The sequence below is a fragment of the Acinetobacter sp. 25-47-122 genome (assembly GCF_056779695.1).
In genome coordinates this window covers 1-11,641 of sequence record NZ_JBWYIJ010000020.1, presented here as the reverse complement: position 1 = coordinate 11,641, position 11,641 = coordinate 1, and the positions used below count along the sequence as shown (strand labels likewise).

The window sequence follows — 11,641 nt, the reverse complement described above, 5'->3', positions numbered from 1 at the left end:
TGAACGTCCAGTTACCTTCAGGATCTACAGTCGCATCACCTGTTGCTACAGGGTTGCCATCTTTGTCTAAGATTTCAACTTTTACTGTTGCGCCTGGTTCAGTCTTACCATTAATTTCAGGAGTTGTATCACTAGTATCTTCTAGAGGATCGATTGTAATTTCTGGATCGATCGTATCAACTTCAACCGCAGTTTTAGCAGGTTGACTTACATTTCCTACCGCATCACGAGCTGAAGCCTCGACACTATATGTACCATCTGGTAACGCTTTAGATGGCTTATATGTCCAGCTACCATCAGCTGCAACATTCACAACTGCAGATTGAACAACCTTGCCAGCCGCATCCTTGATTTCAACACGTACTTGTGTTGCACCATCTTCAGTTTTACCTTTAAAGGTAGGCGCATCAATGTTCGTAAGTGGTAACTCTTCAATCGTTACTTTAGGTGGAGTAATATCCACAGTAAAGCTTGAAGTAGCGACTTTACTATTACCAGCCGCGTCATATGCTGTTGCTTCTAGTTTATAGTCACCTTCAGCTAATGTTACAGGTGATTTAAACTGCCATTTACCGTTGGTCACTGTAGCAGGACCTTCTGCGATAATCTTACCTGAACTATCGCGAATCACTACTTTTACGCTCTCACTATCTTTAGTGGTTCCCGTAAATGTAGGAGTTTGATTTTTAGTTGTAGTCACTGGATTATTCTCCGATTCCGAAAGAGTATTTGCGATTGCAGCAATTGCAAAAGTTGATTGATTCGTTGCTGTATCCCAACCCTCAGGTTCAGGATCAGTAGGGATTGGATCGATGTCTATGTCTGGAGGAGTTAAGTCAACATTGAATTCTTGTTTTTCTTCTTCACCTTTATTTCCTGATTTATCAATAGGCGTTACGATAACTTCGTATTTACCTTCATCCAGGTTTTTCTCAGGTGTATATTCCCATTTACCATCTTTATCAACAGGAACAGTATCTTTATCAACCACGTTCCCATCTTTATCTTTAATTTCTATTTCGACATTAGATTCTGGCTCACCTTCACCTGATAATTTAGGTGTTTCTGAGTTTGTTTCACCCTTATTTCCAATTTCATCAATAGTGATGTCTGATGGTGGGACAGTATCAAGCGTGATTGTCTTAATTGGTGATTTATCACTTTCTTGACCACTTACAGTTTGTGTGACAGAAAGCTCATAGATACCATCTTTTAAATCTTGATCAGGTGTAAAACTCCAATCACCATTAGACAATGCAACAGTCTCACCAATTAGTTCATCGCCATTATAGATTTTGATGATTGCACCAGGTTGAGCTCCAGAACCTTTGATTTCTGGACGAGCATCATTTGTTACACCACCATCAGCAACTTCACCAATATGCTCTGGCACATCATCAATGACGATTGGTGCATTTAATAATGCATTTGGCTTTGGCTGAGGGTTAGGTGTAGGATTAGAGTCAGAACCATTATCTGCGACTGCTGCAATTGCACCAGCTGCACCAGCACCAATTAACCAAGGGAGAATACCACCGATAAAATCATCGGAATAAAGAAGAGGTTCGATTTCTTCGATTGGGTAATACAGAATTGTTTCTGCAATTGAGCCATCTTCATTGGTAAATTTAACCCAATAAAGTTGACCACTTTCATCTTGGAATACGAGGCTGTTATCAGCAAATGAAGGATTGAAATAGTTTTCAATCACAATCACTTCACCATTACGCAAATTGATTAGAGCATTATTATTATCACGAGTGATTGAAGCTACATCATCTTTAGATACTTGAACGACAACTACAGAGTTTTCGTTAAGCCCCACTTGACTAGAGTTGACATTCTCTAATACCTGATGACTCTCTTTAGATATTACGGAGATATTAGCCATGGTAAATTCTCACTTATAAATTTTATTTTTATCGATCTTTCTACATCTAAGATACAAAAAAGATAGACACTATTATCTATAAGTGAGATTTATATCACATTTTTAAGATTTAATGCGAATAGATTTTGCGTCTTTTATCAGCTTTTTGTAACCGCTCATCCACAATCAAAATATATACTTTATTTACAAACACTTATGACAAAAGAATTAATATTTTTCTTACTTTTAGGATATTTCAGGTCACCAAATTTCAAAGGCTTACTTATCATAATTTCTGCTATATTTAGTTTAACTACATACGGTAACTTGTCCACCTAGCATTTTAATGTTAGTAAACTAGTATACTTTTCATTTTATATTGAAAATTAATACTTACTTTTTAGTAAGTTAAGAAATAAATTTTGCTTTAAATATGATGTAATTTTCACATTTTAATTTTATATTTCATCGATAAAATTCTGCGTAACTGAATAAAATATTTAAACAATATCACTGTTATCTTCTGCATTGATCATGCTTAATGCATAAAAAAAAGAGCAAGCACTATCATGCTTGCTTCAATTAAATATAATTTTTTAGAAATTTTCTGGATTTTCTAATTTTTTCACCTCTTCAGCTTTAGCTGGATGATGGACGATTGCCACACCATCATCAGAAGTCCGATCTAATATCACTTCAGGATTATAAATCGTAATAATCTCATTACCTTTACTATCTTCACCAACAATATATTTAAATCCTTTACGATTAAGCTTATTACATAATCGCTGATATAGTCCCTTTAAGCCCTCTTTTTCCTCATTAGGATTGTAATAGAAAGCATTCATAACTGCTGGCAAACCTAAACCACATACTACGCCCGATAATAAAACAACAATAAAGGTATAACCAATCAAGATACTACTGTATTGCCTTAACTCTGGGACATTAGCAACCGCAAGAATTAGAGCCAATGAAATCCCTCCTCTTACCCCCCCCCATGATAAAATTGCTAGGCTACCGTTATAGCTTTTCTTACGAAACGATGGGAAGAATGCAAAAGCCAGAAAGTTCGCAGCAAAACGTGAAATATGTAAAATTACAAATGCGATAATACCGCCAAGTATCATGCTGGCATTAAGATCAAGAATAAACAGCTCTAAACCAATTAAAGTAAATAAAAAAGAATTAATGATACCTTCAACTGTATGCCAAAAGTGATTTACTTCTTGGATTTCACGATTTTGTAAAATTTCTTTCCATTTATTACCAACAATAAGTCCACCAATCACACATGCGATTGGTGCTGATGCATGAGCAAATAAAGCAACCAAATATGAACCACAAGCCAGTAAAGCTGTCGTTAGGATTAATGATTCCATTTCATGCTTCCCGCGAAGCAATCGTAAAATCCCCCAACCAAATACCAAACCAATAATTACAGCTACCACAATTTCATAAAGGAGTGTTTGTAGTGTCAGCAACAGACTAAAATGCTCGCCTTCAAGCACATTCAACAACGTCATAAATACAGCAATACACATTGCATCATTGAAAAGTGATTCACCCTCCAATTTCACCATTAGATGATGTGGTGCACGTACAGAACTGAGTACCCCTTTGATTCCGATTGGATCTGTAGCACCTAAAGCAGAACCGAGTAATAAAAGTACGAGTATTGGTACAGGGTTACCAATCAAATATTGAAATCCAAATAATAATCCACCAAACAATGCTGCACACAAAACCAAAGCAATAGTGGCAAGAATACTAATTGGCTTCCAATATACTTTTAAATCAGACACTTTAAATTTCAATGCCGACGATGTAAGAATGAAGCAAATAACACCATTTACGAGAAAATCATAAAAATCAATATGACGTACTGCTTCTTCAATATTCGCCAAATTAATGGTGATAAAACGATTATCCCCTAATAAATTGGCGGCCCATTGTAGAATAAAGACAAAAATTGCTGAAACAATTGGCACCCCTATCGCTTGGGGAAAACCTAGAATTCGTTTATTGAATATGGTGGTGGCAATTGAGAGGGCAAAAACCACTGTAAATACTTGGAGAAAAAAAAAGTTGCCCATTTTGCACTCTATGATATGTTTTATTTAAATGAGATCATTTAAATTTTAAATGAAAAAACTATAGCCATTTATTTATTTTATATAAAGAATGATTACTCGCAATCCCTTTTTTTTTAAAGATGTGTAGCCTTCCTAATAAATTATTCCATTAGCAGGCTACATGTTTTAACTTTGCAAAAAAATCAATCGATTCTGCTTGGTAGATTTAGATTGAGGCATTGAATGTATCACATTGATTCACATCACCTGTTTTCATGCCACGATCGAACCAATACATTCTTTGTTGGCTTGTGCCGTGGGTAAAGCTATCAGGAACCACATGTCCTCTAGCCTTTTTCTGAAGATAATCATCACCAATCTTATGTGCGGCATCCATTGCCTCTTCAACATCACCTTGCTCCAAGAATTGAGTTCGTTGATGTGTATCTTTTGCCCACACACCAGCTAGACAATCAGCTTGCAGTTCCAAACGAACTGATAATTGGTTCCCTTGAGCTTCAGTAGCTCGTTGTCTAGCTTGTTGGACTTGAGTTGAAATACCTAAGAGATTTTGAATATGATGTCCGACTTCATGCGCAATCACATAAGCTTGTGCAAAGTCACCAGCAGCATTTTGTGTAGATAATTCTGATTGATTTCTTTCACCCGATATACCCATTTGCTGACGCATATCTTTAAAAAAATCAGTATCAATATAGATTTTTTGGTCTGCAGGACAATAAAATGGCCCCATCGCTGACTGAGCTGTTCCACAGCCTGAATTGACTACACCACTAAACATCACAAGTTTCGGTGCTTGGTATTGCATTCCCTGTTTTTGAAAAACGGTGGTCCATGTATCTTCAGTATCAGCGAGTACCGTACCAACAAATGCCGCTGTTTCTTGTTGCTCGGGTGTTGGGTTTTCAATCCCTATCGCTTGTTGCTGATTATTAGAAGTCACTTGTTTAGTTGCCTGATAGGCTTGTTGTGGATCAACCCCAAAAAATTTCCAAGCAACAAATGCAACAACTAAACCGAGAATACTAATTCCACCAGCTTTAGCCCCACCACCTCCACGGCGATCTTCTAAATTACTACTTACTCTCCGGCCTTTCCAACGCATAATCTCAGCCCTTTTTTAATCATATAACTTCTTATAATACGTTATTTCACCAAACTCTAAACTTTTCTAGCGTTCCAAAGTTTTTGTATTCCTGAAACAACGACCAAAACAATAAGTCCTGCAATAAAACCTATGACAAAGTTTAAGAACGTCGGGGTTAAAGCACCGATGATACTGCCTACATTTGGAATATGTTCAATATAATCGACTGAATCTTCAGTAAAGTGATGAAATAATGGGATGGTATGATTAATAATACCACCACCGACCAAGAACATCGCGATTGTTCCGACAATGGTTAGTGTCTTCATAAGTTTAGGTGCAAAAGCAAGTAAGCCCTGACCAATTCTTTGTTTCAATGTAGACGTTTGTTTGACGAGATAAAATCCCAAATCATCAATTTTAACAATCATAGCAACTAAACCATAAACACCAATCGTCATTAAAATTGCGATGACTGACAAGACTGCAACCTTTATTCCAAAAGTAGCTGCTGCAACTGTACCCAATGAAATCACGATAATTTCAGCAGATAAAATAAAGTCTGTTCGTATCGCGCCTTTGATTTTATCTTTCTCAAAAGTTGCTAGATCTACATTTAAGTTTTCGAGTTCTTTTTCGGCCTGTTCAGATGTTTTAGCTTTTTTATGGTGTAATGAGTGAATTACTTTTTCTACACCTTCATAACATAAAAATAATCCACCTAACATCAATAAAGGATTTATAAGCCAAGGTGCAATCACACTAATTAATAATGCTAATGGAACCAAAATTAATTTATTAACAAATGAGCCTTTTGCAACAGACCAAACGACAGGCAATTCACGGTCGGCTTTCACACCACTAACTTGTTGAGCATTGAGTGCCAAGTCATCACCCAATACACCGGCCGTTTTTTTTGCAGCCATTTTACTCATCAGCGCAACATCATCAAGAATGGTGGCTATATCATCTAATAGCACCAATAAACTATTTGCCATTATTGTTATCCTTCTTTGTTTTTTGGAATTTTATTCTTCTATTTCAATTTATTCTGTATCAACATTATTAATACTATCTCAAATAAGGCGTTTTTAATTCGATTCTTTCGATGCTTTATGCTGACATAAAAAAAAATAATGCCGTACAATATTGCGAAATTTTAAAAATTCAGCCCTAGTGTTGATGACTTTGGTATAGAAAATGAGTAATCAAGATAATCGCCCTGTTATTTTGACAGGTGACCGTCCAACTGGACAACTTCATTTAGGCCACTTTGTCGGTTCTTTACGTTCACGAGTAGGTTTGCAAGATTCCCATCACCAACATCTATTATTGGCTGATGCACAAGCTTTTACAGACAATGCTGATAACTTCGAAAAAGTTAGACGTAATATTATTGAAGTTGCAACTGACTATCTCGCTGTTGGGATCGACCCGACAAAAACAACAATTTGCGTTCAATCAAGCTTGCCAGCTTTGAATGAGCTGACCATGCTTTATTTAAACTTTGTCACAGTTTCAAGACTAGAACGAAATCCTACGATTAAGTCTGAAATACAAATGCGTGGGTTCGAGCGTGACATCCCAGCTGGATTCTTATGCTATCCAGTTGCTCAAGCAGCTGATATCACTGCTTTTAAAGCATCGATTGTGCCCGTAGGTGAAGACCAAATTCCAATGATTGAACAAACAAATGAAATTGTTCGTCGTTTAAATCGTCAGATTGGGCAAGAGCTTTTGCCTGAATGTAAAGCTTTGCTATCGAATGTTGGTCGATTACCAGGATTTGATGGTAAAGCTAAAATGTCTAAATCATTGGGCAATACAATTGTTTTAGATGCTTCTGATAAAGACATTAAAAAAGCGGTAAATGCTATGTATACAGATCCTAACCATCTTCGTATTGAAGATCCAGGTCAGGTGGAAGGTAATGTTGTATTTACTTATTTAGATGCTTTCGATCCAAAACCAGAAGAAGTAGCAGAGCTTAAAGATCACTATCGTCGTGGTGGTTTAGGTGATGGTACAGTCAAAAAACGCCTTGAAGGTGTTCTAAAAGAGTTGATCACGCCTATTCGTGAACGTCGTATGGAGCTTGCTAAGGATCCTGATTATATTATGGATATCTTAAAAACTGGTACTGACAAATGTCGTGATATTACGCAAGCAACATTAGATGAAGTTAAAGCTGGATTAGGTGTTTTTAAATTTTAATCCCTAAAAAATAAGCACACTTAAAGCCGCATCACATTGCGGCTTTTTTTATGGCTATTTATTAGCCTATTTAAAATTAACCTTCAATCAAACTTATTAACGTAATCTTACACGTTTTAACCCGACTACCAATGAGTTGCTAAATGAAATTGAATATCATTTAATTACTGTTATGAATACCCCCAAAATTCATAACATTTCTCCTTAACCGAAACTGTGTAAGCAGATTCGTTGTTCTGCGCAGTGATCACCCCAATCACTGCGTATTTTTTTATGTTGAATCCATTCAAAATGAAATCAATATTATATAATTGATAATTACGTCACTTTATTTTATTATTTTGATTAAAATTTGATAAAAATTCTAATATCTATAAGAGACTACCCATGTGGGACATGTTTATACATCCGTCGAACCTATTCTTCAGTATTAGTATCTGCTTGATGTTTTTTATAGGCATTCTTGAAGTCTTTCTATTAATAACAGGTCTCAGTAGTCAAGGATTTTTAGAGCAATTTCTACCTAGTTCATTAGATTCTTCTCCTGAAATGATCGTTGACCATCAATCTAGTATTTGGATTCAATTTTTAGATTGGCTTTATCTTGGACGTATTCCTGTATTAATTTGGCTGATCATCTTTCTCACGACCTTTTCAATTGTTGGCTTCTTAGCCCAATCTATCATCCATCATGTATTTGGATCATTTTTAACAGTCTGGCTCATTACTTCACTGGTTCTTGTGGTCTGTATGCCATTCGTACGTCTATTCTCAAGATGGATAGCACAGATCATCCCTAAAGATGAAACCACAGCAATTCATAGCGACGATCTAATTGGACTTCGAGCAGAAATCATTTTAGGCACTGCTCGACTGCACTATCCTGCGCAAGCAAAACTCAAAGATCGCTTTGGTCAAACACATTACATTTTAGTCGAACCTGAAGCTGACGAAATATTCGTACAAGGTCAGCAAGTCTTACTTACACAACGTAGTCTCAAAGGCTTTCAAGCAATTTCACAATAAATCAACTTAGAGAAAAAAATGTTTAGTTCAAATTTTTATCAAATTATTATAATTGCAGGACTTATTCTCATTGCGCTGGTTGTAATCGGAACCATTATTGCAAGACTATATAAACGCTCTAGCAAGGAAGTTTCATTTGTCAGAACTGGTTTTGGTGGGGAAAAAGTTATATTAGGGGGCGGTGCAATTGTACTCCCTGTTTTACATGAAGTCATTCCTGTCAATATGAATACCCTTCGCTTAGAAGTTAAACGTGCAGCTGATCAAGCCTTGATTACGCGTGATCGAATGCGTGTAGATGTGATGGCTGAGTTCTATGTTCGTGTTAAGCCAACAGCTGAATCGATTGCTACCGCGGCACAAACTTTGGGTCAAAAAACCATGTCACCAAATGAATTAAAAGATTTGGTTGAAGGTAAATTTGTAGATTCCCTGCGTGCAGTAGCAGCAGAAATGGCTATGGAAGAGTTACATGAAAAACGTGTCGACTTCGTTCAGAAAGTTCAACAAGTTGTTTCAGAAGATCTGTTCAAAAATGGTTTAGAACTCGAAACTGTATCTTTAACAGGTCTTGATCAGACCAGCTTTAAATTTTTTAATCCACAAAATGCATTTGATGCAGAAGGTTTAACAAAATTAACAGAAACTATTGAAGATCGTCGAAAAAAACGTAACGATATTGAACAAGATGCTGACTTAGCCATTAAAGCGAAAAATTTAGAGGCTGAACAAGCACGCCTTCAAATCCTGCGTGAAGAAGAATACGCAAAGATGCAACAAGAGCGTGAAATTTCGATTCGAAAAGCTGAACAACTTGCTGAAATTGCAACACAAGAAGCTGCCAAAAAGCGTGAGGCAGAAGAAGCCCAAATCGCTGCAGAACGTGAAATTGAATTAAAACGTATTTCAGCTGCACGTGATGTCGAAAATCAAAATATTCAAAAAGCACAAATTATTGAACAAGCGCAAGTAGAACAAAAGAAAACCATTGAACTTGCGGAACAAGATCGCGCAATCGCGATTGCCGAGAAATCTCGTGCTGAATCTGAAGCCAAAGCACTTGCTGACCAAGCTCGTGCGCAAGCAGTGAAAGCTGAGGAAGAAGTTGTGACTGTTCGTGAAACACAGCGAGCTGAGCGTATTAAAGCGGTTGAACTTGTTGCTGCAAAACAGGCTGCAGAAACTGATGCTATTTCAATTACTGTGGCTGCCGAGGCATCAAAACAAGCTGCTGTAGATGAGGCTGAAGCTGTTCGTACTGCGGCTGAAGCAGAAGCTGAAAAAGTCCGCTTGAAAGCTAAAGGTGAAGCTGATGCTAAAATTCTTTTGGCTCAAGCTTTAGAAAAACAATACCAAGTCGATGCTGAAGGGACACGCGCAGTCAATGAAGCAAATAATATTTTGTCAAGTGAACAAGTTGAGATGCAAATTCGTTTGGCACTTTTGAAGTATTTGCCTGAAATCATCCGTGAAAGTGTTAAACCAATGGAAAATATTGATGATATCAAGATATTACAAGTGAATGGTCTTGGTGGCATTACTGGCGCCACAACTTCAGCTGATCAAGCAGATCAATCACAATCCGTTGCACTTTCAGATCAAGTGGTGAATAGCGCACTTAGATATCGTTCGCAAGCACCTCTTATTGACAGCTTAATGAGTGAACTTGGTATTCAGGGTGGGGACATCAACGGTCTAACACAAAACCTAAAACCTAACTCCAATTAATAATAAAAGCCCTGATTTTCAGGGCTTTTATTCGCTTTACTGCTAGCTATTGCTGTTCTTATTATTTTTAAGATAACAAATATTATTTTAGGATTGATCAGTTTTCCTTATCCGACGATCTCATGCATTTTTCTTTTACTCCTGCTTTAGCAATTGATGCAGTCACCTTATGACATTATGTATCTTTATTCTAGGCGCAATTTTTGCTGGATTTATTCAAGGACTCACAGGTTTTGCCTTCGCTCTTATTGCGATGTCTTTTTGGGTATGGATTCTACCGCCTCAGATCACCGCCCCCTTGGTCGTTTGTGCATCACTATGGTGTCATATCATTTCAATGTATAAAGAACCAAGAACCTTTATAAAGCCTTCTATCGTTTGGGTCTATATTATCGCTGGCTTAATTGGAGTACCTTTGGGTACTTTTTTGCTTCATTATATCAATGCAGACACGTTCAAATTACTACTTGGGATATTTTTATTAATTTGGTGCCCACTCATGTTCTTTAATCCGCAACTACATTGTTTAAAAGATACCAGACTCAGGATGGACGGCTTGATTGGTTTTTTGGGTGGAATTTTAGGTGGGCTCGGTGGATTCTGTGGTGCAATTCCCTCGGCTTGGGTGATGCTTAAACAACTTCCTAAACATGAGCAACGCAACATTCTTCGACATTTTAATTTTGCCATCCAACTGTTTACTTTGATCATCTATTTATTTAACCAGACCATTAACGTGAATCACTTGTCTTATTTGTGGATTTTGATCTTTGCAGTTAGCCTACCTACGATCATTGGTGCAAAAATTTTTTATCAAATATCTGAGCAAAAATTTAAATCGATTGTCTTAACTTTATTGTTTTTTTCAGGCTTTATTTTAACCCTAAACGCAATTTTCTTGTATTAAAAAAGGCAGATTGTTCTGCCTTCTCCATATATTAACTGTTGTGTGAATATCGTTGGTCAACACTAAATTTTTCGGGGAATTTAGCTGAAATCTTTGAATAAAATTCCATAATTTCTGCCATATCCACTTCTATATCTCCAGTAGGATAAATAATTTTACCTACACCGCATTTTTTTTGACTGTAATCCATATATGCTAAAGCGATTGGGACATTCGCTGTAATTGCTACATGGTAAAAACCCGTTTTCCATTTTTCTTGTTTTGACCTTGTTCCCTCTGGCGTCACCAACATGACCAATTTTGGATGATCTTTAAAAAGATCTGCCATTAATTGCACCATGCTTGGTCTTTCCTCTCCCTCTTTCTTCGGTCGGCGATTAATTCCGATCCCTCCCATAGCCCGGACAAAAGGACCAAATGGAAACTTCATATAGCTGTCTTTAATTGTAATTCTGACATTTACACCTAAAGCTTTGAGCGCTAATCGCGCGTATAAAGCATCCCAGTTACTGGTGTGTGGTGCAGCAATCATGACACATTGGTCTAAATCTAAGGGCCAATGGTTATCAATTTCCCAACCTAATGCATTTAAACTCTGTTCAGCAAATTTTTCAAACATATAAGTAGATCTCTTTCATAAATCAAAAAACGATCTATTTCTTGCTGATTATTTGTACCGAAGAATTTTAAATATTCATGCATAATCTGCGGAT

At 36.8% G+C, this 11,641-nt stretch carries 9 protein-coding genes; 4 read left to right on the top strand and 5 right to left on the bottom strand.

All coding sequences use genetic code 11. The annotated features are described in order from the left end of the window. From AC1M9P_RS14480 to AC1M9P_RS14465, 4 genes are all read right to left on the bottom strand, one after another. Window positions 1-1,891 (bottom strand): Ig-like domain-containing protein (locus tag AC1M9P_RS14480; protein WP_481588076.1); only part of this gene is annotated, 1,891 nt, incomplete at its 3' end. Between the two features lie 575 nt (window positions 1,892-2,466). Beyond that, window positions 2,467-3,966, bottom strand: coding sequence for a cation:proton antiporter (locus AC1M9P_RS14475; protein ID WP_481588075.1), 1,500 nt, complete (start codon window positions 3,964-3,966; stop codon window positions 2,467-2,469). A gap of 205 nt (window positions 3,967-4,171) precedes the next feature. Then, window positions 4,172-5,071, bottom strand: coding sequence for a KPN_02809 family neutral zinc metallopeptidase (gene ypfJ / locus AC1M9P_RS14470; RefSeq protein WP_035270407.1), 900 nt, complete (start codon window positions 5,069-5,071; stop codon window positions 4,172-4,174). A 56-nt stretch (window positions 5,072-5,127) separates the two neighbouring features. Beyond that, a complete protein-coding gene (locus AC1M9P_RS14465) occupies window positions 5,128-6,051 on the bottom strand; it encodes a DUF808 domain-containing protein (protein ID WP_035270406.1) in 924 nt (307 codons plus the stop codon). A 202-nt stretch (window positions 6,052-6,253) separates the two neighbouring features. Between AC1M9P_RS14465 and trpS the strand changes: the two genes are divergently transcribed. The 4 genes from trpS to AC1M9P_RS14445 all read left to right on the top strand — a co-directional run bounded on the left by trpS (window position 6,254) and on the right by AC1M9P_RS14445 (window position 10,928). Next, on the top strand, window positions 6,254-7,267 hold the full coding sequence (trpS, locus tag AC1M9P_RS14460; protein WP_481588074.1) for a tryptophan--tRNA ligase: 1,014 nt from the start codon (window positions 6,254-6,256) through the stop codon (window positions 7,265-7,267). A gap of 387 nt (window positions 7,268-7,654) precedes the next feature. Then, window positions 7,655-8,293: a YqiJ family protein gene (locus tag AC1M9P_RS14455; protein ID WP_481588073.1), complete on the top strand. Its 639-nt coding sequence runs from the start codon at window positions 7,655-7,657 to the stop codon at window positions 8,291-8,293. An 18-nt stretch (window positions 8,294-8,311) separates the two neighbouring features. Beyond that, window positions 8,312-10,021 carry a flotillin family protein gene (locus AC1M9P_RS14450; RefSeq protein WP_481588072.1) on the top strand — a complete coding sequence of 570 codons (1,710 nt, stop codon included), beginning with the start codon at window positions 8,312-8,314 and terminating at the stop codon, window positions 10,019-10,021. 169 nt (window positions 10,022-10,190) lie between these two features. Next, window positions 10,191-10,928, top strand: a complete 738-nt coding sequence (locus AC1M9P_RS14445) for a sulfite exporter TauE/SafE family protein (protein ID WP_481588071.1) — start codon at window positions 10,191-10,193, stop codon at window positions 10,926-10,928. A 31-nt stretch (window positions 10,929-10,959) separates the two neighbouring features. Here AC1M9P_RS14445 and AC1M9P_RS14440 read toward each other — a convergent pair whose 3' ends face one another. Next, window positions 10,960-11,547: a 1-acyl-sn-glycerol-3-phosphate acyltransferase gene (locus AC1M9P_RS14440; RefSeq protein ID WP_180028109.1), complete on the bottom strand. Its 588-nt coding sequence runs from the start codon at window positions 11,545-11,547 to the stop codon at window positions 10,960-10,962. Window positions 11,548-11,641 lie beyond the last annotated feature (94 nt).